We start from the raw sequence: 26,344 nt of genomic DNA on the forward strand, positions 1-26,344 counted from the left end.
TTGCTATGATGAAAAGTGATATTGGCTATCATATTTGTTCATTTTACTCGAAGAAAACCGCTATGTAAAATATGTAAAGATATGAAAATACAATTCAATGAGGAGGCAGACAGCATGAAAGCTGTAATTCACAACGGAAAAGCCGGTCTTCTGGGGTTATCAGTTCAGGACGTTCCATCAACAAAGCCTGGATACGGAGAGGTAAAGGTTAAATTGAAATCTGCAGGCCTGAATCATCGTGACTTGTTTCTTATGAAAAACAAATCTGAACAAGATCCTCACATGATACTGGGTTCTGACGGCGCGGGTATCATCGAAGAGATTGGTGAAGGCGTGAAAAATGTTACTGTTCAGACAGAAGTAGTCATTTTCCCGACATTGAACTGGGATTTGACAGAGAATGTACCACCTGTACCTGAGATTCTGGGAGGTCCTTCGGACGGAACACTTGCTGAATATGTGATCATTCCTTCACAAAATGCAATCAAAAAACCTGCTTATTTATCTTGGAAGAAGCGGGCGTTCTACCTTTATCCGCTTTAACCGCATATCGGGCTTTGTTTACAAAGGGGCAATTAAAAAAAGGCGAGCATCTATTGATACCCGGCATCGGCAGCGGTGTTGCAACCTACGCTTTATTTATGGCTAAGGCGATTGGGGCAACAGTAAGCGTGACCTCCCGCAGTGAGGAGAAAAGAAAAAAGGCGCTGAAATTAGGTGCTGATTACGCATTTGACAGCTACAGCAATTGGGATGAGCAGTTGCAGGGAAAAAAGGCGGATGTTGTTCTTGACAGCATAGGACCTGCCCTCTTTTCGGAATACTTCCGCCATGTAAAACCAAATGGCCGTATTGTCAGCTTTGGGGCAAGCTCAGGGGATAATCTCAGTTTTCCGGTGCGTTCTTTATTCTTTCCTCAGGTCAATGTTTTGGGAACCTCGATGGGAAGCGGTGAGGAATTTCAAGCTATGCTCGCTTTCATTGACAAACATAAGCTGCGGCCTGTAATTGACCGGATATATCCTTTAGAAAAAGCATGTGAAGCATATAAAAGAATGCAGGAAGGCAGACAGTTTGGAAACATCGGGATCGTAATGGAATAAAAAAAGAAACCGGCTGGCAGCCAGACCGGTTTCTCTTATATGATAATCCCCTTTATTTACGGAAGAACTGAACTCCCCATCAAATATCGATCCACTTCCCGCGCCACTTCACGGCCTTCATTAATCGCCCATACGATTAAGCTTTGGCCTCTTCTTGCATCCCCTGCGGCGAATACACCATCGATATTTGTTTGATAATCCCCATATGCTGCACTGATTTTGTTATTTACTGAATCAACACCGAACTGTTTCAACAGCGGCTGTTCTGTGCCTTCAAAGCCGATAGCGATAAAGACAAGCTGAGCAGGCCATACTTTTTCCGTTCCAGGCAGCTCGCGGAACTCGTATTTTCCATGCTCATTTTTCACTTTTTCCATTTGGATGGTATGAAGCTCTTTCAGCTTTCCGTTTTTATCCGCGACCATTTTTGTCGTTTGAATGGAGTATTCTCTCGGATCTCTTCCGAATTTTGCTTCTGCTTCCTCGTATGCATATTCAAGCGTAAAGACGTGTGGCTGTTCAGGCCACATATTGTCATTCGTGCGGGCTGGCGGAAGTTTCGGGTGTTTGCCGAATTGGTGCACGCTTTTGGCTTTTTGACGCAGAGCAGTAGCCACACAGTCAGCTCCTGTATCTCCGCCTCCGATTACGATGACATCCTTCCCTTTGGCATCAATGAATTGCTTGTCTTTAAAATTAGAATCTAAATAGCTTTTTGTTGCAAGTGTCAGGTAGTCCATTGCGTAATGGACTCCTTTTGAGTCGCGTCCTTCAATTAAGAGGTCCCGCTGTTTTTGAGCGCCTGTGCATAAGATCACAGCATCAAATCGCTCCTTTAGCTCATCAGCTGTAATGTCAACACCGATTTCTGTGTTCGTGACAAAATCAATTCCCTCTTGCGTCAGCAATTTAATTCGGCGTTCTACAATGCCCTTCTCAAGCTTCATGTTTGGAATGCCGTATGTTAAAAGGCCGCCCGCTCTGTCTGCTCGTTCAAAAACAGTGACGGAATGTCCCGCTTGATTCAGCTGGTCAGCACTCGCCAGTCCGGCTGGGCCCGACCCGACGATAGCAACTTTTTTGCCTGTTCGTTTTTTTGGAATTCTAGGTTGAATCCAGCCGTTCTCAAATCCTTTATCGATAATGGTCCGCTCGATGTTTTTAATTGATACGGCCGGGTCTGAAATCGCTAAAGTGCATGATCCTTCACAAGGAGCGGGACATACCCGCCCTGTGAATTCAGGAAAGTTGTTTGTTTTCAACAGGCGTTCCAATGCTTCCTTCCATCTGCCCCGGTAGACAAGATCATTCCATTCAGGAATTAAGTTGTAAATCGGACAGCCGGATGTAAATCCGTTAATGTCCGCACCGATCTGGCAAAACGGTGTACCGCAATCCATGCACCGCGCCCCCTGCCGTTTCGATGCTTCTTCTGAAAAAGGAGCAGAATATTCTTTCCAATCCTTTAAGCGAGTGAGAGGGTCCCGCTCCGCAGGTTTTTCTCGTTTGATCTCCATAAATCCAGTTGGTTTCCCCATGTTCCTCTCCCCTTCCTTACTGTACTACCGCTTGTTTTTGTCCCGATGCTGCTGTATTCTGCTTTGGCTTCGTGTTGGCCTCAAAAGCGAACATGATGGCTTCTTCATCTGATAAACCTGCAGCTTTTTGCTCTTCGATGCTTGCGAGCATTTGTTTATAGTTTTTCGGAATGACTTTGACGAATTTTTTCACACTGTCTTCCCATTGATCTAGCAGATCTTCTGCTTTTTGGCTGTTTGTATACGCAGTATGTCTTTCAAGCATTGCTTTGATTTGCTGGATTTCTTTCTCATCCTCTAATGATTCAAATAAAATCATCTCAAGGTTGCATTTGCGTTTAAACGCTTTGACATCTTCGGCCAGTACATAAGCGATTCCGCCGGACATACCTGCCGCAAAGTTTTTGCCTACATCACCGAGAACGACAACGCTGCCGCCAGTCATGTATTCACAGCCGTGGTCGCCAATACCTTCTACAACTACGTTCACACCGCTGTTTCGAACGGCAAAGCGTTCACCAGCACGTCCGTTAATATATGCTTCTCCGCTTGTCGCACCGTAAAAAGCCACGTTGCCGATAATGACATTGTCATCCGAAGCAGAGTTGAATCCTTCTGGTGACTTGACGATGATTTTTCCGCCAGAAAGCCCTTTTCCGACGTAATCATTTGAGTCTCCGTCCAAATAAAGCGTCATCCCTTTAGGAACGAAAGCTCCAAAGCTTTGGCCGGCTGATCCGGTAAAGTGCAGCTTGATTGTATCTTCAGGAAGACCTTCTTCTCCGTAACGCTTTGAGATTTCACTGCCGGTTATCGTTCCGGCTACACGATTTGTATTATTGATTTCAATCGAAATATCAGCTTCTTTTCCAGATTCGATGGCTTCTTGTACAGCCGGGAGAATTGTTGTGATATCAAGCGATTGATCAATTTTATGATTTTGCGGCGATCGGAACGTCCGCACCCCTTCAGGCTGATAAAGAAGTGTAGACAAATCAAGCTGGCTTGCTTTCCAGTGCCCCTTCGCCCGTTCACTTACATGAAGTACATCAGTGCGGCCGATCATTTCATCAAATGTCTTGAAGCCTAACGCAGCCATATACTCACGAACTTCTTCGGCAATGAACAGCATATAGTTCACAATATGGTCAGGATCTCCCATGAACTTTTTGCGAAGCTCTGGATTTTGTGTCGCTACACCGACAGGGCATGTATCCAAATGGCAGGCACGCATCATGACACAGCCGAGTACAACTAACGGAGCCGTTGCGAAACCAAATTCTTCGGCGCCGAGCAAGGCAGCCATCACAACGTCGCGGCCCGTCATGAGCTTTCCGTCTGTTTCTAATACAACACGGTCACGAAGTCCGTTCAGCATTAGTGTTTGATGTGCTTCTGCAAGGCCAAGCTCCCACGGAAGCCCTGTATGTTTAATACTGGTTTTCGGAGAAGCGCCTGTACCTCCGTCATAGCCGCTGATCACAATGACATCTGCAGTCGCTTTGGCAACACCTGCAGCGATTGTTCCTACACCTGCTTTTGACACCAGCTTTACGCTGATTCTTGCGTCACGGTTGGCATTTTTCAAATCGTGGATCAGCTGGGCTAAATCCTCAATCGAATAAATGTCATGGTGTGGCGGAGGTGAGATTAATCCGACACCTGGCGTTGACCCGCGGACATCGGCAACCCATGGATATACCTTGTTGCCAGGAAGCTGCCCGCCTTCACCCGGCTTAGCACCTTGAGCCATTTTAATCTGCAGCTCATCAGCATTGACAAGGTAATGGCTTTTGACACCAAACCGTCCGGATGCAATTTGTTTGATCGCACTTCTTCTATCATCGCCGTTCTCATCTGGAACAAAGCGTTTGGGATCTTCTCCGCCTTCACCGCTGTTGCTTTTTCCTCCAAGACGGTTCATTGCGATTGCTAAAGCTTCGTGCGCTTCCTTACTCAAGGAACCGAATGACATCGCACCCGTTTTAAAACGTTTGACAATCGATTCAGCGGATTCAACCTCCTCCAACTTCAAAGGCTTGCGGTTTCCGTCAAATGCGAACAAGTTCCGCAAAAATCCGATGCGTTCTTCATCAGCCGCTTTTGTATACTGTTTAAACAGACTGTAATCATTTCTGCGGCACGCCCATTGCAAAGTATGAATCGTTTTCGGATTAAACGCATGATGCTCTCCGCCATTTCTCCATTGGAAGTCACTTCCCGGTTCAAGCGTTTTGCTGTAATCATCCTGATACGCTTCCCGGTGGCGGCGCTGTGCCTCTTCTGCAATTGTTTGTAAATCGATGCCGCCTAGCTGTGATGCAGTACCTGTGAAATAGCGGTCGATCACATCGCGGCTGATTCCTACCGCTTCAAAGATTTGGGCGCCTCTGTAGCTTTGCACAGTTGAAATTCCCATCTTGGACATCACTTTTACGACGCCCTCAGTAATGCTTTTTCCATATTTGCTGACCGCTTCTTCATAGCTGATATCCAAACGGCCTTCATCAATTTCCTGCTTGTAGGTCGCATAAGCGAGATAAGGGTTAATCGCATCTGCGCCATAACCGATTAACGCTGCAAAGTGATGCACTTCACGTGCTTCTCCCGATTCCACAATAATGCTGACCTTCGTACGCAGCCCTTTGCGGATTAAGTGCTGGTGCAGCGCGCTTACTGCCAGAAGCGGCGGAATTGGTGTCAGTCGTTCGTTCATCTTTTTGTCTGATAAAATTAACAAACTTACGCCTTGGCTGATGGCTTTCTCTGCTTGTGTGAACATGTCCTTTAAACCGCGTTCAAGATCCTCTGAAAACAGCACATCAATTTTTTGGCTTTTTAAATCAGGATGAACAATCGTTTTCAATGCGTAAAACTGTTCATTGGATAAAACAGGTGTATACAGTTTAATCCGGCGAACATTTCGTTCACTTGGATGAAGAAGATCGCCTTCCGCACCGAGCCAAGTCATCGTTGAAGTGACAAGCTGCTCACGAATCGCGTCGATTGGCGGGTTCGTTACTTGTGCAAACAGCTGTTTAAAGTAGTTAAACAGTGATTGCGCTCGGTCAGAAAGTACAGCAAGCGGAGCGTCATTCCCCATTGAACCAAGGGGATCTTTGCCTTCTTTAATAACAGGAATTAGATACTTTTGGATATCCTCATATGTGTATCCGAATGCCTTCTGGCGAGTAAGAAGATCACTAAATTGTTCTTCTTCTCTTGACTCCGGATCAGGATTTACTTGTACAAGCTCTTCTTCAAGCCATTTTTGGTACGGATACTCAGTTGCAATTTGTGTTTTGACTTCCTCATCGGAGATAATACGGCCTTCTTCCAGGTCGATTAAAAGCATTTTCCCAGGCTCAAGGCGGTTTTTATATAAAACGTTCTCCTGTTCAACTTCAATAACGCCTACTTCAGATGAGAAAATAATATAATCATCTTTTGTGACATAATAACGGGCCGGACGGAGACCATTCCGGTCAAGGATTGCCCCGATTTGTTTACCGTCAGTAAATGAAATGGCTGTCGGTCCGTCCCAAGGCTCCATCAGGGAGCTATGGTACTCGTAAAACGCCCTTTTTTCCTTGGACATATGCGTATTTTCCGTCCAAGGCTCTGGAATGAGCATCATTGCCGTATGTGCCGGTTTGCGTCCAGCCATCACAAAAAACTCAAATGCGTTATCCAAAATGGAAGAGTCACTGCCATCAGCATTGAGAATCGGCAAAATCTTGTTTAAGTCCTCACCGAAGCTTTCAGAAACAAATTGCTGCTCACGTGCTCTCATCCAGTTGATATTTCCGCGAAGGGTGTTAATTTCACCGTTGTGAACCAAATAGCGGTTAGGATGCGCTCTTTCCCATGTAGGGAATGTATTGGTACTGAAGCGTGAATGAACAAGCGCAAAAGCAGAAACGAATGCTTCGTCTTGCAGATCAGAATAAAATGCATCAACCTGTTCAGGTGTTAAAAGGCCTTTGTAAACAATGGTCTGGCTTGAAAGACTGGCAAAATAAAAATCAAGACCTTCCGTTACTCCCCAATTTTCAGCCTGTTTACGAATGACATACAATTTTCGTTCAAAAGATAAATTGTCCTTTAGATCAGAATTTGCGCCGATAAATACCTGACGGACAAACGGACAGCTTTTTTGCGCCACTGTTCCGATTTTTCCGACATTTACAGGTACAGTTCTCCATCCAAGAACGACTTGGCCTTCTTGTTCAATCAGTGCATTGATTTGCTTTTCAATTTTTTTTCTTTCATCTTCTTTCTGTGAGAAAAAGACCATTCCTACCCCGTAACGTTCTTTTTCTGGCAGATTGATGTCTTTGCACTCTTTTCTAAAGAAAGCATCAGGGATTTGAACCAGTAAGCCGGCTCCGTCTCCTGTATCCGGATCACTGCCTTGCCCTCCTCTATGGTCTAGCTGGCAAAGCATCTTAAGTCCTTGTTTGACAATGGCGTGAGTCTGCTTGCCCTTTAAGTGTGCATATAGGCCGATTCCGCATGCATCATGTTCAAATTCAGGACGGTAGAGACCTTGAGCTTTTGGCATTTGATTGTACGTCATAATTTCTCTCCCCCGATCAATTTCCGATAATACCGGTCATAAAATCTAACAACTCTATAATCATTGTAGGTTTTCAAAACGATATAAACAATATATAATTTAGATCAAAAGAATCTCAAAATGAGATAGATGGATGTGAGACAAACATGGAGCTGCGCCAACTGCGTTATTTCATGGAGGTGGCTGAAAGAGAACACGTTTCAGAAGCCGCTGATCATTTGCATGTGGCCCAATCAGCAATCAGCAGACAAATTGCCAATCTTGAAGAAGAATTAAATGTGACCTTATTTGAGCGTGAAGGGAGAAATATCAAACTCACGCCAATCGGAAAAGAATTTTTGATTCATGTGAAAACGGCGATGAAAGCCATTGATTATGCGAAAGAGCAAATTGATGAGTATCTTGACCCGCATCGCGGAACGGTAAAGATCGGCTTTCCTACAAGCCTCGCCAGCCAGCTTTTGCCGACTGTCATTTCAGCGTTTAAAGAAGAATATCCGCACGTCGAATTTTTGCTGCGCCAAGGCTCCTATAAGTTTCTGATTGAAGCTGTCAGAAACCGCGATATTGATCTGGCCTTATTAGGACCGGTGCCGACGAATTTCTCTGACATAACGGGAAAAATATTATTTACTGAAAAAATTTACGCGCTTGTTCCATTAAATCATCCGCTTGCTAAACAAAAAACGGTTCATTTAATCGATTTGCGCAACGACCAATTTGTATTGTTCCCGGAAGGATTTGTACTTAGAGAGATGGCAATCGATACTTGCAAACAAGCAGGCTTTGCTCCTCTCGTTTCCACGGAGGGTGAGGATTTGGATGCTATCAAAGGGTTAGTGTCCGCAGGAATGGGCGTTACCCTTCTGCCTGAAAGTACTTTTGCTGAAACAACACCTCGTTTTACTGTGAAAATTCCAATTGAGTTCCCTCAAGTAAAACGGACTGTCGGAATCATTAAACCGAAAAATAGAGAGCTTGCGCCTTCCGCGAATGATTTTTATGAGTTTGTCATTCAATTTTTCTCTAAGCTGGAGCAGTATCAATAAAAAAATGAACCCGAGCTTCTATATAGAAGCTTCGGGTTTTTTTCTGCAAATTAATTTACAGGTAAAGAAAAATCCACATGGCAAACAAATGCTTCTTGATCAATTAGAGCTCTGTTTGTCAGTTCCTTTTTCTTTTCCGGTTCTTGAAGCTGTACAGAAGAGTAATTGACGATTCCAAGGCCGATTTCCGTCCCTTTTGAATCCATCAGCCGAACAACTGAACCGCTTTTGAATTTCCCTTTAATCTTCTGTACACCGTCCAGGTATAAACTCGATTGGCCGTTTGTTATTTTTCGTGAACAATCATCTGATAAAATCATTTCACCTTCCGGACCGGAATTAAAAGCGATCCATTGCTCCTTTTGATTCAACGGAAGCGTTCCTTCTGCTTCAAAATAGGTGCCTTCCGCCTGTTCATGAACGGCGTGGTATAAAATATCGCCAGCATCTGCCTGACCTAGGAAACCTTTAATGCCAGACGCCATTACGATTTTAAACGCATCAAGCTTAGAGCGCATGCCGCCGGTGCCAACCATGCTTCCAGTGTCACCTGCGCATGCTTCGATGTCAGGTGTTATTTCACTCACCCGCTGTATCCTTTTCGCTTCTGGATTTGTGCGCGGATTGCCGTCATATAATCCGTCTATATCTGATAAAATCACAAGCATATCTGCATCAATCAATCCTGCGACTTTTGCTGCGAGCGTATCATTGTCGCCAAACTTGAGCCGATTGACGGTAACTGTGTCATTTTCGTTTATGATCGGGATGATGCCGCGCTCGAGCAGTACATTCATTGTATTCCTGACATTGTTGTATCGATATTCATCAGAAAAATCGCTTCTCGTAATTAAAATTTGGGATGCGACATAGCCGTGTGCCAAAAACAGCTTTGAATAAGCCTCCATCAGCAATCCCTGGCCGATTGAAGCTGATGCTTGTTTTTCTGGAAGCTTCTCGGGCCTTTGGATAAATCCGAGCTTCCGATATCCCGCCGCCACTGCGCCTGAGGAAACCAAAATCACTTCATAACCGGCGTCTTTGAGTTTGACGACCTGGTCGACCAACGCTTCTAATTTTCGAATGCTGATTTCTCCATGAAGGCTTGTTAATGAACTGCTTCCAATCTTCACAACGACTCTTTTCATGCTTGTATCAGGCGTCACTTTATCACTCCTGATAGCGGCGCTGCAGTTTTTTCGATATCTTCGCTGATTTCCTTTGAACGCTTAGCAGCATGCTTTATTGCTTGAGAAATCGCTTCTCCGCCGCCGCTCTTTTTCAAGGCTTGCAGCCCCGCTGCTGTCGTTCCGTTCGGTGACGTGATATTATCTCTTAAGATCTCAGGATGTTCTCCTGTTTCCATGAGCATTTTTGCGGCACCTAAAAGTGTCTGTGCGCCGATGCTTCGAGATAACTGTTTATCGAGGCCCGCTTCCTCGCCTGTCTTTTCAATGAATTCCATTAAATAATAAAAATACGCGGGTCCGCTGCCTGCAATTCCGGTGAATATATCCATTTGATTTTCTTGGATTGTATAGACTTCGCCCATGCATCCGAGCAATGCTTCGGCCAGCTTCTTCAGGTCTTCCGACACATATTTGCCAAGGGCAATAGCTGTTGCAGAAGCGCCAATCATACTGGAAGTGTTAGGCATCACTCTGACAACCGGCTGTTCATTAAGCAATGATTGTTCAATAAAAGAGGTAGTTATGCCGGCAAGGACCGACAATATTAATTGATGGGGTTGAATACGTGATTTTAGTGATGACAGAGCGTTTTCGGCGTCTTTTGGCTTCATTGCCAAAATGAGCACATCCATGTCTTCAATACATAGTTGGTTCGGCAAGGCGCCTTTAATGCCATATTGAAGTTCAAGTTCAGTTAATCGCTCTGTATTGCTGCGGTTTGTAACGCAGATGTTTTGTTTCGGGATTTTGTTGGCACGAACGATACCTGATATCATTCCTTCCGCCATAGATCCTGCTCCTATAAAGGCTACTTTCTTTTGATCAAAGATCGGTAACATCTCCTTTGTTCGCTTTTTTGTTCGCATTTTCACACGTTTAAAATGTTACCACGTGAGGAAATGATGTCAAGTTTGAAGGTCATCATTGATTTGTATTGTTTCTTTTCGACAAATATGTATAATGAAAAGCAGAAAACACCCGGTTCACACTGCTGCGCCGGGTGTTTGTTTCTATTAAAAATTATCTGAGAGGGCTTTTTCAATCAGTTTTTTACAGCGATCCAGCTCTACCTTCAGCTGTTTTTTATATAGCTTGGCGGCTTCGTAATCTTTAAATTGATAGAGGACGACTTCCTGGAGCTTAGCCCCTTCTTTTTTTACTTTAATTTGTTTTAGTATCCCGTCATCAAGAAGCTCATGCAAAGACCGGTATACTTCTGTATGATTTGGTTTAAAACCAATCTCTTTAAATTCAGACCGAAGTACTTCAAGCAGCTTTAACCCATAGAGTCTCTCTTGCTCTGTCATCGTTATCATATAAAGCTTCAAAAATGCGCGCTGTTTCACTAAAAAGCCTGTTGAACTCCTTTTTTCTTCTTTCATCATATGCACTCCTTCTTCTGTCACTGACAACACTATGTACTAAATATTCAATTTTCTTTTATTGTTTTCCTTCTTTATATTAAAGACTGATAGTCCAGTCATTTCATGTTTACTGATTATAGGTGTAGCGGAAAAAATAAATTTCAACTGAACATTTGGTACATAGTTTTCTTAGTTCTATTATAGCCTGCATTTACTGCTATCTTCAATTTAAACGATTGCCAGGGTTTACATATCTCATTTTACCGGTACGGATTTCACTCAAATAAACAAATAAAAAAACCTGTCGAAAGACAGGTTTTCATTTTTAAGGATTTGTTGACCATAATCCCGCTGTTTTGATGAAAATACGAGGATCTAATTTCAATTGTGCCACCATGTACTCAGCAAGATCCTCAGGCTGCATAACTTTTTCAGGATTACCGTCTGTTAAGTTCAATTCGATAGACATATCACTAGCGACAGTGCTCGGCGTTAACGCGCTGACTCTGATATTATGTTTTCTCACTTCTTGCATAAGAGACTCTGTTAACCCGAGAACGGCAAATTTAGAAGCGCTGTAAGCACTTGTTACAGCAGCTCCTCTTTGACCCGCTGTAGACGAAATATTAATGATGTCTCCGGCTTTGCGTTCGATCATTTCCGGAAGCACCGCGCGCGTGACATGGTACACACCCATTAGGTTGACTTGAATAATATTTTCCCACTCATCGGCTGACAGATCTAAGAAACCGCCAAATTTGCTGATGCCGGCATTATTAATGAGAATATCGATATCACCGAGCTGTTCCTTCACTTGAGCTACAGCTTGGTTAACCTGATCGGCATCTTTTACATCTGCAGCAGCAAATGCAGCTTTTACACCAAGCGCTTTGACTTCTTCAGCCACTTTTTCTACATTAGCGGAAGTCCGGCCAATTAACCCGATATTCACGCCTTCTTTGGCAAGCGCCAAAGCAGTAGCGCGGCCAATTCCTCTGCCTCCGCCTGTGATTAGTGCAGTTTTATGTTGTAAATTTTGCAATTGAAGCACCCTTTCTTTGTTTACATATGTACGATATCACATTATAAGTACAATACATCCAATACGCAAATCAAACGAACTGTGTAAATATCATTTCTTCTGATTAAAAAAACGGATACAGGGTAATGACATAAGAAAAGGAGTGAACATATGATTATTGTTTATATCAGTCTTGCAGTATTAGCAGTTTCTATTATCTTCTTAGGAGTTACCGTGATTCAAAACAAGAAAAAAATGGACCCTGCACTAAAGGAGCTTTCCTCTGTTACGCAGGCTATGCAAAAACAAATCGAAGGATTAAAAACAGAAACAGAGCTGCTGACGCAAAAACAAAAGAAGATTCAGCAGGATGTCCAAATGAAAAAATCCGCGTTTCAGCAGACCGCAGCTGAAGTAAAAGAAGTTCCTAAAGCTGTTAAAGAGGTGTGGCAGGCTGGTCATTTAAATAGCAGGTCATGATGAATGATATCCCGTTGTTTCGATCAGAATGGACAATGGGATATCATTTTTTGAGGAGGCTTTCGCATGATTGTAAACCACAGTTGCTTAAAGGAGTTCGCAGAAAAACTACATTCTCTTCCCTCTTCACTTACAAAGTCGGATTTACTTATTTCTCCATTTCATCTCCATAAAGAAAATGAACTTGACATCTACTATTCACCTCATAATGAATATATCAATCGGACTGCTACGATTGTGATTGCCGGGATCACGCCGGGTTTTTCCCAGATGAAAACAGCGTACGAAACAGCAGTCGAAAGTCTGCGGCAAGGCCGCACTCTTGAGCAAATGGCGGTAGATACAAAAATAGCAGCGGGTTTCTCCGGGTCGATGAGACATAACCTTATCACCATGCTGGATTTATGCGGGCTGCCGCAAGCTTTCGGCATTCAAAGCGCCGCAAAGCTTTTTGGAGAATTACGGTATATGCTCCATACAACTTCCGTTATTAAATATCCTGTCTTTATCCAGCAAAAAAACTATACCGGATACAAACCGGCTATCACTCATTCTCCTATCCTAAGCACCTATGCTTTTGGGCACTTCCCTGCGGAGCTTAACCATGTGACGGGACCAGCTCTTCTCATTCCGTTAGGAAAAGCGGCCGAAACAGTATGTGAAACATTGATCAGACAACACAGCCTCCAGAATTTGATTTGCCTTAACGGCTTTCCCCATCCATCAGGCGCGAACGGCCATCGTTTGAAACAATTCAGCAAAAACAAAGAGCAACTAGAAACACAAATTCGTTCCTTTGCTGCATTGGTTGATTTCGCTATAGAAAAGAGGAAATAAAAGGGATATGATAAACAAAAACACAAACGTGGGGAGTGGTTGAATGTTTCCTATATTAGAAACGGATCGGCTTATACTTAGGCAAATCACAGATCAGGACGCGGAAGCCATTTTTGCTTGTTTCTCAAACGATGAGGTGACACGCTATTATGGGCTTGAAAACATGGAATCTATAGAACAGGCCATTTCAATGATTCAAACGTTTGCTGCCCTCTATCAAGAAAAACGCGGTATACGGTGGGGAATTGAAAGACGGGACACTAAAGAACTGATCGGAACAATAGGCTTTCACGCTCTGGCCCAAAAGCATAGGCGCGCGGAAATCGGTTATGAAATCATCCCGGAGCATTGGCGAAACGGTTTTGCATCAGAAGTCATTTCAAAGGTCGTATCTTACGGATTTTCTGCCCTTGGACTGTCGCGTATTGGCGCAGTTGTATTTACTGCTAATGATGCATCAAATCGTCTGCTCCTAAAAATGGGGTTTCAAAAAGAAGGTGTTTTAAGACAGTACATGTATCAAAATGGTACTCCATATGATACAAATGTGTATTCTATTGTAAAACCAAGAGAATGACGGCATTCTCTTGGTCTGTGCGCACATCCCTTTTCCTTTAAAAAGATAAAAAAGCGCCCCTCAAACAGGGCGCTTTCTAATTAAGATGCATATTGAGGAGATGTTTCCTCCTTAACTGCTTTTTCTTCAGGTATATGAATACATTTCGTCAAGACCGCACTTGCAAGGTAAAGGGCCGCAAAGATCCAGACGACACCTTGCGCGCCGACGAGACCGATGAACAGCCAAGCGAGTGCGGGGCCGACAAACGCTGATAAACCTGCAGCCAAATTCAATACAGACATGGCTGCCCCTTTATCATTTCCTGCCACCGTCGGCACAATTGCACCAATAGGCACATAGCCTGCCAGCAAACCGCCCCAAATAAAGCCGATCACGCTGACAACCGCTAAGCTTCCGCCGGAGAAAACAGGTGCGTAGTATAATAAGAGGGTGAAAATGCCGCAGCCGACTCCGCCGAACCAAATAACAGTATTTTTCCAGCCGAATTTATCGCCGACAATACCAAAGATAAGGTTAAACACAATGTTCCCCAGGAAAATCGTTCCCCAAATTTGCAGCCACACATTGGTTGAAATTCCATGCTGGGCCATGTGCATCGGCAAAAAGACTGGAAAACCATATGTACCAATGCTGTTGATGATTCTGATGATTCCGCCTGTAAGCACGCGCGGATTTGTAAATAGAATCGTAACCCCTTTTAAAAGCTCCTCGGCTGTTTCTGATCTTTTTCTTTTCTTCTTTTCAAAACGGTCTTTATTGATAAACAATGCAAAAAATGCACCGAGACATACCCAGAAAATAGAGCTCCAAAGCGTATTCAAATAACCGAACGCTTTGATCGCGTAGCTTGAGTACCAAGCGCCGAACACAAACATGCCGAGGCAATATGCAATCCAAAACCAGCCGACAGCAGTGCTCAGTTTGCTTTGCGGTGTTCTGTAAATGACCCATGTCAAGAAAGAGTAAGCAAAAAGCGGGTAACCTAACCCTTTTACGAAGTAAGTCACATACATCACTGGCAGGTTCAGCTGTTCAAATCCAAATACGATAAAAGCAGCTGTACCGATCACATAAAACAACAGCCCCATAAACATCGTTCGTTTTGCGCCAAATGCTTCGAGACATACACCCGAAAACCAGGAAGCTATGGCAAGCGCAATTCCGTATATACTAAAAATGGAAGCGGACTGCTGAACGGTGAGCCCGTTTTCGATCAAAAAAGGACTGAGCCAGCCTTGTTCAAGGCCATCTCCCATCATAAACAAAACAACCCCTAAAAATCCCCAGGCAAGCCGCTTCGGTATTCCTATTTTATCCAACATATCTGTCTCCTCCTTAGATGCTTATATTCATTACCGTATTACCTTATTAAAGTTGAAAATTAAATGATTCCTCAAAACAGCAAAAATGCCGCCTTAAATCAATACTTTGCTTTCTGAACCTGAAAAAAAGCGCTGTGTTTGCTTCCATTTCTCATATAAAGCCAATTCTGTCTGACAGTCCTTCGGTTCGATCACCCGGACATTTGCTGACATCTCCTCCGTTAATTGAAAGGTTTCATTGCAAATGACTGCAGCTCCAACAACAGATGCCTGATGATATCCCTCTTGGACATAGACCTTTTTTTGAAGAAGATCCGCGATATATTGAGTGAGCGCTTTGCTTTGGAATCCCCCTCCGCACACCCAAACATAGTCACGTTCAAACGGAGTAACCTCTGTTAAAATGTCAAAGTTCCATTTAATTGAAAATGCGATCTCTTCTAGCGCTGCACGTACAAAATGTGCCCTCTTTAAATGTGCTGACAGCGGGGCATCAAAAAGAAAACCGCCTCTCGTTAACGCATTCTTTTCAGCCGATAAATAAGAGCCGAGAGCCGCTACACATGCATGGTCTTCTTTTGCAAGTGCAGAAATCTCCTCCTCCATTACTTCGTACGTTTCATTCGGATAAAAAATCTGTTTTAATTTTTGATAATTCAAGCCGGTAATTCCCGGATTCGTTTCCACAAGCCAATGCCCTTGATCCGTATGACAGTTCAGCCAGGCTTTATGTTTTGTGTCGCCATGATCCGCAGTAATTTTGGTTATTGGCGTTGTTGTCCCTGATACAATGACAATGTCCTCAAGTCCAGCTCCGGTGCTTTTGACAGCTAGCTGTGTATCCCCGCCCCCTGCTATAACCTTAGCATTTATTGAAAGGCCTAATTCGGATGCATATTCATTTGCTATCGTTCCAATTGCTGTTCCCGCTCTTACAAGAGGCGGAAGGATAGATGGAGAAAAGCCGAATATGTCGCACATCTCTTCTGACCAAGTGTTTTGCTTCACATCAAACAGCAGGGTTTCTGTTGCCTGTGATGGTTCATATGTTAATATTCCGCTCAGTTGGTACGTCACCCAATCACTGATGCTAGTAAAGCTTGCAGTCTTTTCCCATAAAGAGGGCTGGCGCTGTTTTAATCCATAAAGCTTGAGCGCGGAAAAAAGTGCGGTTGGCAGGCGGCCTGTGCGGCTGTATATCTCTTCCCGATCGGGAATGCTCGCCTCCCACTCTCGACCGCGGTTATCGATGTTCGGCAGCCCAAGAAAAGAATCGCCGTTTTGATCGATCAGAACAATCCCCTGTCTTTGACTCGTCGATGTCAAACCAATGATGTCAATATCACACGAACGGGATAGCACACGTTTTGCCAAATTCATCACCTGCTTCCACAGCACCTGAGGAGAAAAATAACGGCTGTCCGGGTAAAGCGTCTCTGTGGAATACACGATGTCCTCCCGTTCAACTGTTAGAACACTGCCAGTTACACTCACGACCGCTACCCTCGCATTGCCTGTGCCAATATCAAAAACGAGATAGCCTTTTTGTTTTTTCATTCTGTTAGCCTCCTTTCTTATACCCCTGTTTTCAGTTCGTCCTTGTTATACATTGTCGGAATATTAAGAGTTTTTTCACCCTTCCACTTTTTGAGGGCTTTATTCAGTATCGTCACGTGATGATCCTCCACTTCAAATGTTGCTCCAGCGAGATGCGGTGTTGCCAGAACATTAGGCAATGAAATCAATTCATAATCTGATTCCTCTGGAGGTTCATGATAAAAAACGTCTAATATCGCACCTCTGATTTTGTGTTCTTTTAATACAGATAAAAGATCTTCACGGTTTACAACAACTGCTCTTGAAGTATTGACGAAAATCGCACTCTGTTTCATCAGATCAAAATACTTCCGATCAATAAATCCAAGTGTTTCCTCAGTACGAGGCAGATGGACAGAAACGATATCACTGTCTGAAAACACCGTTTTAAGAGATACTTTTTCATACAGCGGATGATCGTCTTGAATGAATGGATCGTAATAATTTATTTTACAGTCAAACGCAGTCAGCAGTTTTGCAATCCTTTGGCCAACCGCCCCGAACCCAATCATGCCAACCGTTTTTCCTGTTAATTCATTTCCTTTAAATTTGACATAAGCCTGCAGGTAATCACTGTTCCACTTTCCATCCTTCAGCCATTGATTCGAGGCGCTGGTATGGCGCAGAAAGGAAATCACATTTCCAATAAACATTTCAGCAACGGCTTGTGCATTCCGCCCTGGTGTATAAAAAACAGGTATGCCTCTTTTTGAGGCAGCTGCCACATCCACATTGGAGGGCATTCCCCTGCAAACACCGACAAATGAAAGTTCGGGAACAGAAGCAAATACGCTGTCTGTTACCTGATCAAGTTCAGTAATCAAGCCTGTCGCATTTGTTGCTTTTAGCAGCTGAATGAGTTCATCCTCCCGATATGCCCGGCCTTGTTCCTTCCAAGATTGATAAGCAACTGAGTCAAACAAGTTTTCTAGCTCTTTTCGTCCTTCTTCGTTGTACGGTGCTGTAACCAAAACCGTCATGGTGCAAAACATCCTTTTCATCGTATTTTTTCATAAAAAAAATCTCTTTCCGCAGATGGAAAGAGATTCATATATAGGCGCGCTCTGTTACAGGCAGACGCCGGTATAAACCTTGCTTTCCTATCTTTCAAGCTGACGCTTGCTGGAATTGGCACAATAATGTTGCCGAGGTTTCATAGGGCCAGTCCCTCCACCTCTCTGGATAGAAAATGTTGAGTATGTAATTTTCAGAATGAAGAATACGTTTATCATAAAGAAGTCTCAGATTGATGTCAATCTCTTTTTTCAGAATTGACGTTATCATCCGAAATGTTATAATTCTTACAAAATATCTAACTAGAGAGAGGAACTGGGCCATGAAATCTTTTGCCACACAACAAAACGGCATTTTCAAATCCGTTTGCTCGCTGGACTGCCCGGATCAGTGCGGATTGTTAATACATAAAAAAGACGGGAAAATCGTAAAAATGCAAGGAGACCCTGATCATCCTGTCACAGCCGGAAACATATGCAACAAAGTCCGGAATATGACGGAGCGCATCTATGATGAAAAGCGGCTGACTACACCGCTCAAACGAACAGGTGCGAAAGGCCAAGCGATATTTGAACCGATTTCTTGGGAAGAGGCAATCGATACGATCACCTCCCGCTGGAAACAGCTGATTGATGCAGAGGGAGCTGAAAGCATACTTCCTTACAGCTTTTACGGAAATATGGGGAAATTGACAGCTGAAGGAATGGACCGCCGCTTTTTTTACCGCATGGGGTCAAGCCAGCTTGAACGGACGATTTGCAGCAAAGCGGGATCTGAAGGCTATAAATATACAATGGGCATAAGCGCGGGAATCGACCCTGAGGAAACCATTCATACAAAACTATTTATTTTTTGGGGAATAAATGCGGTCAGCACAAACATGCACCAAATTACGATCGCCCAAAAAGCGCGAAAACAAGGTGCCAAAATTGTCGTGATCGATGTGCATAAAAATCAAACAGGACGTCTTGCAGATTGGTTTATCCCAATAAAACCGGGAACCGACAGTGCACTTGCTCTTGGCATCATGCACATTTTATTTAAAGAAAACCTTCATGATGAAGCATTTCTGTCCGAGTACACGGTTGGCTATGAAGAGCTCTGTGAACACGTGAAACAATATGATCCTGAAAAGGTATCGACGATCACCGGTGTCAGTACCGAAGATATTTACCGACTGGCAAAAATGTACGGGGAAACCTCCCCTTCTTTTATCAGAATCGGAAACGGACCCCAGCATCACGATAACGGCGGGATGATTGTAAGGACGATTGCCTGTCTTCCGGCGATCACCGGCCAATGGCTGCACACAGGGGGCGGCGCAATTAAGCATAACAGCGGAATTTTAGAATATAACACAAATGCCTTGCAGCGGCCCGACTTATTGAAAGGGCGCACCCCGAGGTCGTTTAATATGAATCAGCTTGGCAGGGTGCTTTTGGAAACAGACCCGCCGATTCGCTCTCTATTTATTTACGGAACGAACCCTGCCGTCGTCGCGCCCGAAGCAAACAAAGTCAGACAGGGCTTGCTGCGGGAAGACTTGTTTACTGTGGTTCATGATTTGTTTTTAACGGAAACGGCTGCATATGCGGACATTGTACTGCCTGCAACATCCGCTTTTGAAAATACTGATTTTTACACCTCCTACTGGCACCATTACATTCAGCTTCAGCAGCCGGTGATTGAGAGATATGGGGAAAGCAAGTCTAACACTGAGGTTTTCCGATTACTGGCTGAAGCCATGGGATTCACAGACCAGGAGCTTAAAGATTCAGATGAAGAATTAATCCGCCAGGCGCTTGACCATCCAGATAATCCACATTTGGCAGAGATTGATTACGATGCACTTGCTAAGCATTCATTTATGAAAGCGAAACGCGAAAAGCGACTGTTTCCGGGCGAACTTCCAACGCCAAGCGGAAAAATAGAATTATATTCAGAACAAATGAAACAAGACGGCTTCCCTGCTTTACCGACATATACACCTCTTGTAACCGATAATGAACATCCGTTTATGTATGTTCCGGGGCCAAACCATAATTTCTTAAACTCAACATTTTCCAATAATGAAAAACACATCAAGCTTGAAAAGACGCCAAAGCTCTTTATCAACACAAAAGATGCTGAAGAACACGGAATCGTTGATGGGGCACCTGTACGAATTTGGAACAGCCGGGGAGAATGCCAGCTGACCGCTGCAGTTGGAGAACAAGTGCTGCCAGGTGTCGTTGTCAGCCAAGGATTATGGGCGGATGAACAAGGAAAAAAACAGCTTGTAAACGCGCTAACCCCAGACCGATTGTCCGATATGGGCGGCGGCGCCACCTTTTTTTCAGGACGCGTGCAGATTGAAAAGGTTTGAAAAAATAATGAAACCCCTAGTATGCCAAGCCCGTATAACATAACATCGACATAATGGAGGCATACACATGGACGTTTTTTTAGGAATTGGTATTGCTTTGGCTGGATATTTTATCGGTGAAGGCTTAAAGCAGAGGAACCAAACCAAAGGTAATGAACAAAATGATATCTTGCTAATAAAAGAACGGGATATTTACTTTTACATCGGACTTTTTTTAGGAATAACAACGACTGAAGCAAAACAGTTAGCTGGAGACATGGCAGACCTGCCCTACATCGAAATAAACGGAAAAAAATATGTCCAGAAACATATGTTAAAAGATTGGACATTCACATTAGTTGAAAAACATCAGGGTGAATAAAACAAATCTGAGGAGAGCGAGATTCATTGTCACGCTCTCCTCTGTTTAGCTGTATGGATTGACCGCCACCAAAACTTTGTTCCATAAGCGCTGATAAAACGATAAACCACCATCTATGTTCTTTCCTCAAACAACTCAAGATGCCCGTTCCACAACAATAGTTTTTATATTCCGATGACGTGATGATCTTGATGAACGTATGTATCGTAAAACACTTAGAAAACCTATTCGGTTCGAATGTGTGCTCTCATTATGCCCCCATACTGCGCCTTTATCCGCGGAGGATTTTTTTAAAAAAATATGAAACCTAAAGCTTTTAGATCCTGAATTTTTATTGAACCTCCATATTTCTCCGATTGGTAAAAATCAGCCTATACACCGGAAGCTGTACGTTTATAAAGGATCAGAGAATCCCATAACCAGTAAATTACTGCAGCCGCAATACTTAACATATAATAAAAGTACGATTGCAATGTCCATGCTATTGACGCAGGTTCATTGATAACAAAAAACAGGAAAGCTGCGATAAAAGCAACCACACTGTAAATCAAGAGGTACATGACATTGAATGTTCTCGCTTTTTTCTGCAACTTCATTTGGAGCGGAACAGCAAAAAGGCCATACACCACAAAACCGTATAATAAAGCAATTGCTGCCGTAAACAATGCAATTATCATATCGCCATACATAACGAAAGAATAAAACCCTAAAAACAAACCAAATGTAAGGCTGGATAGCCCTAATGTCATTAAATAATATGATGCGATTTTTTTCATTTTTTCACCCCCCCTTGTTTGATTTATTCACAGTGCTGTTAGTATAAATTCACAACCTTTGTATTTCTTTTATCGAGATGTCTTCCCCAACGTGCTATACGCAATGCGCTAATAAAAGGTTTCAAAAATGACGTTCTTTTATTAGATAATACGCTGGCATGAAAACGCATCTCCTGATTGGCGAAAGCGCGAATGAAAAAAGTGAATGAATACCTGATCAACAGACAAAATAAGAAGAGTTGATATTCAACACTTTTCGTAAAGGAGTGAAACCAATGAGTAAAAAGGGAATTCAAAATTCAAGTATTGAACAAATGAGAAATGACCATGAGACTGAAACAGCTTTTAAAGCAGATGATCCTAAAAAACATGGTTCTGATCCTAAAAGAACGAAATAAGTTCTTACCCCCACTAAAATATCAATAATCTGGAGGAAGTAAAGTGACTCAAAAAAACGGTGCAGACAGACCTGATGATTATAAAAGATTTTCTTCATTAGACAAGGAATATGATTTTCAGCAATCTATAAGCAGCAATACTGAGACAGAAAGTGTAAACACTGAAACACAAACTCATAACAAAGAAAACAAAAATGACACAACAGATGTAGCCGGGAAATACTTTGAGCCCTCAGATTATAAAGGAAGCACGCAATTGGAAAAAGGATTGGCTGAAACTCATGAACAGGTGAGCGATGACTATTTTGAAGGAACGATCGATCAAAATTTGGACTAGCCATACAAACGGAGCTAACTTAAAAGAAGTCAGTTAGCTCCGTTTGTAGAAACAACCACAGTAAAAGTAGCCAACCCCCACCGAATAAGATGGGGGTTGCACGTAAGTAGCCTGTTTAATATTTAAAACGATTAATGACGGTTTGAAGCTCTTCTGCCAACTGAGATAGAGATTCTGCGGCATAGGAGATTTCCTCCATTGAATGTAGCTGTTCCTCTGATGATTTTGCAACCGCTTCTGTATTTGCTGACGTTTCTTTTGTACCAGCAGCCAATGTATGAACTGTGTGCTGAATCACTTCAACGCCTGAAGTAAGCTGTTGAGTTGCTGCTGCAACTTCTTGTATTTGAGAAGTGACCTGTTCCACCAGGTTCAGTATTTCATTGAAATTTCCTGTTGTCTCTTGAGAAAGAACAATACCTGAGCTCACATTTTCTTGAACAACTTTAATATTATTTACCGTTTCTATCGATTCGTTTTGGATGGTCGCTACCACCGATTGGATGTGGTTTGCTGATTTATTTGTTTCATCCGCTAATTTCCGAACTTCTTCAGCCACCACGGCAAATCCTTTTCCTTGCTCTCCGGCTCTGGCCGCCTCGATCGCTGCGTTTAGGGCCAGCAAATTGGTCTGCTCTGAAATCGTCGTGATAAGCGAGGAAATATCACTGATTTCTGCTGTGCTCGCTACCAATGCCTGTAATCCATTGCCGGCTGAATCTACAGATTTATCAATGAATTTCATCTGATCTAACATCTTGTTGACGGACTTAGAGCCTATTTCAGCCTTGTCTCTCATCGAAGAAGAGAGATCCGCTATGTTCCCTGTATTTGAAGCAACAGATGATATACTGTCTAATAATTCAGTAATGGATTCCGCACTCTTTTCTGTCATTGAGCTTTGTTTCACATTGCTTTCGGCAGCCATCTGCATGGCTCGGGAAATATGTTCAGATGTTGATTTTGATTCTTCTGCGCTTGCCGATAATTCTTCGGAGGAAGCGGCGACTTGTTCAGATGAACTGCTGATTTGCTTCACAATTTGAGATAATGAATGAGTAAAAGAATTAAAAGATTTGGCAAGCTGGCCAAATTCATCTTTATTTTTCACTATGACTTTTTTGGTTAAATCAGCCTCGCCATGAGCAATTTCCTCTAGCTGCTTATTTATGCTTCTTAGTGGCACCATAATGGACTTTAACAGCATTATGCTTAGAACAATGCCTAACATTACTGATATCCCTGTGACAATGATAATGAGCGATTGACTCATTTTCCCATTGCCCCGTATTTCATCCTTTAGATCCTCTACCTCTTGATCCAGGCGATCAGACAGCTTATTGACAGCCGGATCTACGACTTCTTTTCTTAATGTTCTTTCTTCTCCAAAATGGATGGTTTCTGCTTTTTTAGGATTTGAAGAGTAGGCTGTTACTACCTGCTGATTCAAAGCTCTATACTGAGTAAAACTTGTCTTAATGTCTTCAATATTGGATTGATACTTCTCTTCATCAATCAAGTCATTAACCCGGTCAAGGCTCTTTAAGACATCGTCTGCTTTTTCCTTCATACCCTCGTCGTATTCTTTGTCTCCGGTAATCAAGAAGCCTCTTTCATCATTTGATAACCCGGTCAATTCATATTGGATGTGTTTTATCTCTTTTTGGAATTCCATTTTGTCTTTAAGTTCTTCATTCTTTTTCACAGTAGAAGAAATCATAAATACTGAGGAGCCTCCAATTCCAATAATTGAAACAACTAATATTGATATAATCCCCAGCAATTTTGTTTTCACTTTCATGTGTCGTTTTCCCTTTCCGCACAATGTAATGGCTGAAATAAAATATGTTCAAGCGCGTTTGAATCCAATTCGCTTACGCTCATGTCCATAATATCGACACGTGTTATCAAGTTTTATAGTGCTATTTTCATATGAATAAGCAAATTCTTTACGGCTCTAAATCTTCAGAAAGGCTTCACGAAAAATTGACTGTCTTTTGTCGTATAAGTCACTCTTATTCTCATTTTCTATTAGGCATACAAAAAAGGCTTTTCCCACCTCAAATTGGCTGAACCGGCTGTTTTCTCGAAAATATAATACAATACGCAGCATAATATGAAGGAGCGAAACTTAAATGGGGATCATCAATGGTAAAGAATTCATTGACCGATTGAATAAACTAGAAAACGAAATATGGTATGATGGCGAAAAAATAAAGGGTAACATTTCTGAGCATCCTGCATTTAAAGGAATAATCAAAACAAAAAGCTCACTTTATGAATTGCAAACAAAGGATGAGTTAATACATGAAATGACTTATTGCCTTCCTGGAGATCATAATCGAATCGGCCTTTCCTATCTCCAGCCTAAAACCAAAAATGATTTGAAAAAAAGAAGGACCATGATTGAACATTGGGCTAGACATACTCACGGAATGATGGGGAGAAGTCCGGATTACATGAATACGGTTATGATGAGCTTTGCTTCGTCAGCGGAGCTTCTAAAAGATAAAGAGAATTGCTTTCCTGAACATATACTAGATATGTATGAACAAGCTGCTAAGCATGACCTTTCTTTTACCCATACATTCATTACTCCGCAAGTGAACCGGTCACAGTCCTATTTTGGGCTAAGTGAAAAACCGATATCTGCTAAAGTCATTGATAGAACCGAAAAAGGTTTAATGATTCATGGCGCACGACTGCTTGCAACACAAGGCGGATTGACCGATGAAATCTTGGTTTTTTCAGCGCCTAAATTTTTCTTTGAAACAGATGAAGCTTATGCTTTTTCAATCCCTTCTAATACAAAAGGCGTAAAATTCATCACAAGAGAATCATTTGTATTAAGCGACTCTTCCTTTAATCATCCCTTAAGCTCAAGGTATGAAGAAATGGATTCAATTGTGGTTTTTGATCATGTGTTAGTGCCGTGGAATCGTGTGTTTTTTTACGATAATGTGGAAGCAGCTAAAGATTTTATGACAAAAAGCTCTTTTCATGCCTTTACCTTTCACCAGGTTGTCATTAGGCAAATGATAAAAATTGAATTTCTATTAGGTGTTGCACAGCTTCTTGTCGACACCATTAATGTTTCCGAATATCAGCACATCCAAGAAAAGCTCTCAGAAATCATTGTGGGATTGGAAACAATCAAAGCCCTCATTGACAAATCGGAAAATGATGCTCAGTTAGATGAATTCGGCTATATGCGCCCCTGTTTAATTCCTCTTCAAGTCATCAGTACGATCATTCCTAAGCTATATCCTCGATTTACTGAAATCATACAATTAATTGGAGCTAGCGGAATGGTGACACTGCCTACCGAAAATGCATTTGACTCAGAGATACGGGAAGATCTTGACCAATATCTTCAAGCAACCAATACAAATGCTGAAAAACGTGTGAAAATTTTCCGTTTGGCATGGGATTTAACAATGAGTTCATTCGGAACTAGACAAACTCACTACGAAAGATATTTTTTCGGAGATCCTATTCGGATTTCAAGCAGGCTGTATACCAGTTATCCAAAGCAGGAGCAGTTGAACATGATTAAAACATTTTTACATGCAGATGCAGAACAATGAAAAAACAGCGGGAAAAGATCCGCTGTTTCGTATTTTTTATTCAGGAAACTGAACATGGCCCGGTACTGTATAGGCTTTGGACGTTCCGCTTTCAGGCAGCTTTGGAATGGTGTCTTTCACAACTTTTCCGCGGATGTCAGTCATTCTGACTTTGAGAGAGCCTGTCCCTAAATTCGTACTCACAAAATGGTTATAGTCCATTTTCTCCATGTTGATCCACTTACCATCCTTTTCATATTCCATTTTCATAACAGGATACTTGTGATTTCTGACTTGGATTGCTGCCCACCACCTGCTGCTGCCTTCTTTGATCCGGTACGTGAAATTGCCGGTGATTGGGGCTTTGACAACACGCCATTTAATATTGATTTTTCCGTCTTTCATATTGCCGATTTTACGGAAGGCATTAGGTGACAGATCAAGAGCTCCCCGAGCGCCTTCGGGATAAAGATCAGTAACATATACGGTTGTTTTCCCTTTTGGCCCTTCAACTTCCAAATAAGAGCCGGCAAGTGCTGCTTTTACTCCTCCGTAATTGAGATCCGCCGGATTTATTGCAGTAATCTCCATATCGGAAGGAATGGGATCCAGCAGGAAAGCTCCTCCTGAATAACCTGACCCTGTATACGTTGCATAACCTTCATGCAGGTCGTCATATGCTGCCGAAGCTTGCGGGGAAAAACAGAAGATCGTCAACAAAACCATACCAACAAATGCACTCATAATCTTTTTCATATTTGGTCCTCCTCAAACCAGACTTCAAATGAGAATCATTATCATTATAAGACTCAATCCATCTGGTTTGAAAGAGGAAATAGATTCATAGATGATTTTAAGGCAAATTCAC

General features: G+C 42.6%; 21 protein-coding genes, 2 pseudogenes and 1 riboswitch. Of the genes and pseudogenes, 10 read left to right on the top strand and 13 right to left on the bottom strand.

What is annotated here, in order from left to right:
- Positions 1–114: 114 nt before the first annotated feature.
- A pseudogene (locus M1D65_RS09865) lies at positions 115–1,103 on the top strand (zinc-binding dehydrogenase).
- Between the two features lie 56 nt (positions 1,104–1,159).
- Here the strand turns inward: M1D65_RS09865 and gltD are convergent.
- The gene (gltD, locus tag M1D65_RS09870) at positions 1,160–2,641 is read right to left on the bottom strand and encodes a glutamate synthase small subunit (RefSeq protein WP_276352681.1); all 1,482 of its coding nucleotides are present in this window, start codon (positions 2,639–2,641) and stop codon (positions 1,160–1,162) included.
- Positions 2,642–2,657: 16 nt separating this feature from the next.
- On the bottom strand, positions 2,658–7,220 hold the full coding sequence (gltB, locus tag M1D65_RS09875) for a glutamate synthase large subunit (RefSeq protein ID WP_101502330.1): 4,563 nt from the start codon (positions 7,218–7,220) through the stop codon (positions 2,658–2,660).
- A gap of 146 nt (positions 7,221–7,366) precedes the next feature.
- On the opposite strand from gltB, the gene gltC reads away from it, so the two are divergent.
- On the top strand, positions 7,367–8,269 hold the full coding sequence (gene gltC, locus M1D65_RS09880; RefSeq protein WP_004399246.1) for a glutamate biosynthesis transcriptional regulator GltC: 903 nt from the start codon (positions 7,367–7,369) through the stop codon (positions 8,267–8,269).
- A 50-nt stretch (positions 8,270–8,319) separates the two neighbouring features.
- Here gltC and proB read toward each other — a convergent pair whose 3' ends face one another.
- The 4 genes from proB to M1D65_RS09900 all read right to left on the bottom strand — a co-directional run bounded on the left by proB (position 8,320) and on the right by M1D65_RS09900 (position 11,865).
- Entirely contained in the window at positions 8,320–9,435 is a 1,116-nt protein-coding gene (proB, locus tag M1D65_RS09885; protein WP_187002275.1) for a glutamate 5-kinase, read from the bottom strand.
- On the bottom strand, positions 9,432–10,325 hold the full coding sequence (gene proC, locus M1D65_RS09890; protein ID WP_010886524.1) for a pyrroline-5-carboxylate reductase: 894 nt from the start codon (positions 10,323–10,325) through the stop codon (positions 9,432–9,434). The genes proB and proC overlap by 4 nt, the downstream gene beginning before the upstream one ends.
- Before the next feature lie 147 nt (positions 10,326–10,472).
- Positions 10,473–10,841: a replication termination protein gene (rtp, locus tag M1D65_RS09895; protein WP_003220337.1), complete on the bottom strand. Its 369-nt coding sequence runs from the start codon at positions 10,839–10,841 to the stop codon at positions 10,473–10,475.
- A 307-nt stretch (positions 10,842–11,148) separates the two neighbouring features.
- Positions 11,149–11,865, bottom strand: coding sequence for a 3-ketoacyl-ACP reductase (locus M1D65_RS09900; RefSeq protein ID WP_015483302.1), 717 nt, complete (start codon positions 11,863–11,865; stop codon positions 11,149–11,151).
- 150 nt (positions 11,866–12,015) lie between these two features.
- Here M1D65_RS09900 and M1D65_RS09905 point away from each other — a divergent pair, with 150 nt between their 5' ends.
- The 3 genes from M1D65_RS09905 to M1D65_RS09915 all read left to right on the top strand — a co-directional run bounded on the left by M1D65_RS09905 (position 12,016) and on the right by M1D65_RS09915 (position 13,738).
- On the top strand, positions 12,016–12,324 hold the full coding sequence (locus M1D65_RS09905) for a DUF948 domain-containing protein (RefSeq protein ID WP_021481395.1): 309 nt from the start codon (positions 12,016–12,018) through the stop codon (positions 12,322–12,324).
- A 66-nt stretch (positions 12,325–12,390) separates the two neighbouring features.
- On the top strand, positions 12,391–13,161 hold the full coding sequence (locus M1D65_RS09910; protein WP_124073046.1) for a hypothetical protein: 771 nt from the start codon (positions 12,391–12,393) through the stop codon (positions 13,159–13,161).
- Between the two features lie 43 nt (positions 13,162–13,204).
- Complete coding sequence (locus M1D65_RS09915) at positions 13,205–13,738, top strand: GNAT family N-acetyltransferase (RefSeq protein ID WP_015251967.1); 534 nt, start codon at positions 13,205–13,207, stop codon at positions 13,736–13,738.
- Positions 13,739–13,818: 80 nt separating this feature from the next.
- Here M1D65_RS09915 and M1D65_RS09920 read toward each other — a convergent pair whose 3' ends face one another.
- The 3 genes from M1D65_RS09920 to M1D65_RS09930 form a co-directional block, all read right to left on the bottom strand.
- Entirely contained in the window at positions 13,819–15,063 is a 1,245-nt protein-coding gene (locus M1D65_RS09920; protein WP_032725874.1) for an MFS transporter, read from the bottom strand.
- 93 nt (positions 15,064–15,156) lie between these two features.
- Positions 15,157–16,620, bottom strand: a complete 1,464-nt coding sequence (locus tag M1D65_RS09925; protein ID WP_032725875.1) for an FGGY-family carbohydrate kinase — start codon at positions 16,618–16,620, stop codon at positions 15,157–15,159.
- A gap of 17 nt (positions 16,621–16,637) precedes the next feature.
- Complete coding sequence (locus M1D65_RS09930) at positions 16,638–17,660, bottom strand: 2-hydroxyacid dehydrogenase (RefSeq protein WP_080332522.1); 1,023 nt, start codon at positions 17,658–17,660, stop codon at positions 16,638–16,640.
- Positions 17,661–17,756: 96 nt separating this feature from the next.
- A riboswitch (SAM riboswitch) is annotated at positions 17,757–17,848 on the bottom strand.
- 147 nt (positions 17,849–17,995) lie between these two features.
- Between M1D65_RS09930 and M1D65_RS09935 the strand changes: the two genes are divergently transcribed.
- Both M1D65_RS09935 and M1D65_RS09940 read left to right on the top strand, forming a co-directional pair.
- On the top strand, positions 17,996–20,038 hold the full coding sequence (locus tag M1D65_RS09935) for a molybdopterin oxidoreductase family protein (protein ID WP_085187584.1): 2,043 nt from the start codon (positions 17,996–17,998) through the stop codon (positions 20,036–20,038).
- Between the two features lie 67 nt (positions 20,039–20,105).
- On the top strand, positions 20,106–20,399 hold the full coding sequence (locus M1D65_RS09940; RefSeq protein ID WP_085187581.1) for a hypothetical protein: 294 nt from the start codon (positions 20,106–20,108) through the stop codon (positions 20,397–20,399).
- A gap of 371 nt (positions 20,400–20,770) precedes the next feature.
- Here the strand turns inward: M1D65_RS09940 and M1D65_RS09945 are convergent, their stop codons facing one another.
- Complete coding sequence (locus M1D65_RS09945; RefSeq protein ID WP_015714052.1) at positions 20,771–21,175, bottom strand: UPF0715 family protein; 405 nt, start codon at positions 21,173–21,175, stop codon at positions 20,771–20,773.
- Positions 21,176–21,264: 89 nt separating this feature from the next.
- Positions 21,265–21,382 (bottom strand): annotated as a pseudogene (locus tag M1D65_RS09950) (hypothetical protein); the annotation flags it as partial.
- A gap of 68 nt (positions 21,383–21,450) precedes the next feature.
- Between M1D65_RS09950 and M1D65_RS09955 the strand changes: the two are divergent.
- Complete coding sequence (locus M1D65_RS09955; RefSeq protein ID WP_014477000.1) at positions 21,451–21,573, top strand: hypothetical protein; 123 nt, start codon at positions 21,451–21,453, stop codon at positions 21,571–21,573.
- Between the two features lie 43 nt (positions 21,574–21,616).
- On the top strand, positions 21,617–21,910 hold the full coding sequence (locus tag M1D65_RS09960) for a YozQ family protein (RefSeq protein WP_014477001.1): 294 nt from the start codon (positions 21,617–21,619) through the stop codon (positions 21,908–21,910).
- 115 nt (positions 21,911–22,025) lie between these two features.
- Here the strand turns inward: M1D65_RS09960 and M1D65_RS09965 are convergent, their stop codons facing one another.
- A complete protein-coding gene (locus tag M1D65_RS09965; RefSeq protein ID WP_064911703.1) occupies positions 22,026–23,711 on the bottom strand; it encodes a methyl-accepting chemotaxis protein in 1,686 nt (561 codons plus the stop codon).
- Positions 23,712–24,045: 334 nt separating this feature from the next.
- On the opposite strand from M1D65_RS09965, the gene hpaB reads away from it, so the two are divergent.
- Positions 24,046–25,497 carry a 4-hydroxyphenylacetate 3-monooxygenase, oxygenase component gene (hpaB, locus tag M1D65_RS09970; protein WP_456270862.1) on the top strand — a complete coding sequence of 484 codons (1,452 nt, stop codon included), beginning with the start codon at positions 24,046–24,048 and terminating at the stop codon, positions 25,495–25,497.
- A 36-nt stretch (positions 25,498–25,533) separates the two neighbouring features.
- Here hpaB and exlX read toward each other — a convergent pair whose 3' ends face one another.
- Complete coding sequence (gene exlX, locus M1D65_RS09975) at positions 25,534–26,232, bottom strand: expansin ExlX (protein WP_003231419.1); 699 nt, start codon at positions 26,230–26,232, stop codon at positions 25,534–25,536.
- Positions 26,233–26,344 lie beyond the last annotated feature (112 nt).

The sequence above is a fragment of the Bacillus sp. JZ39 genome (assembly GCF_053903145.1).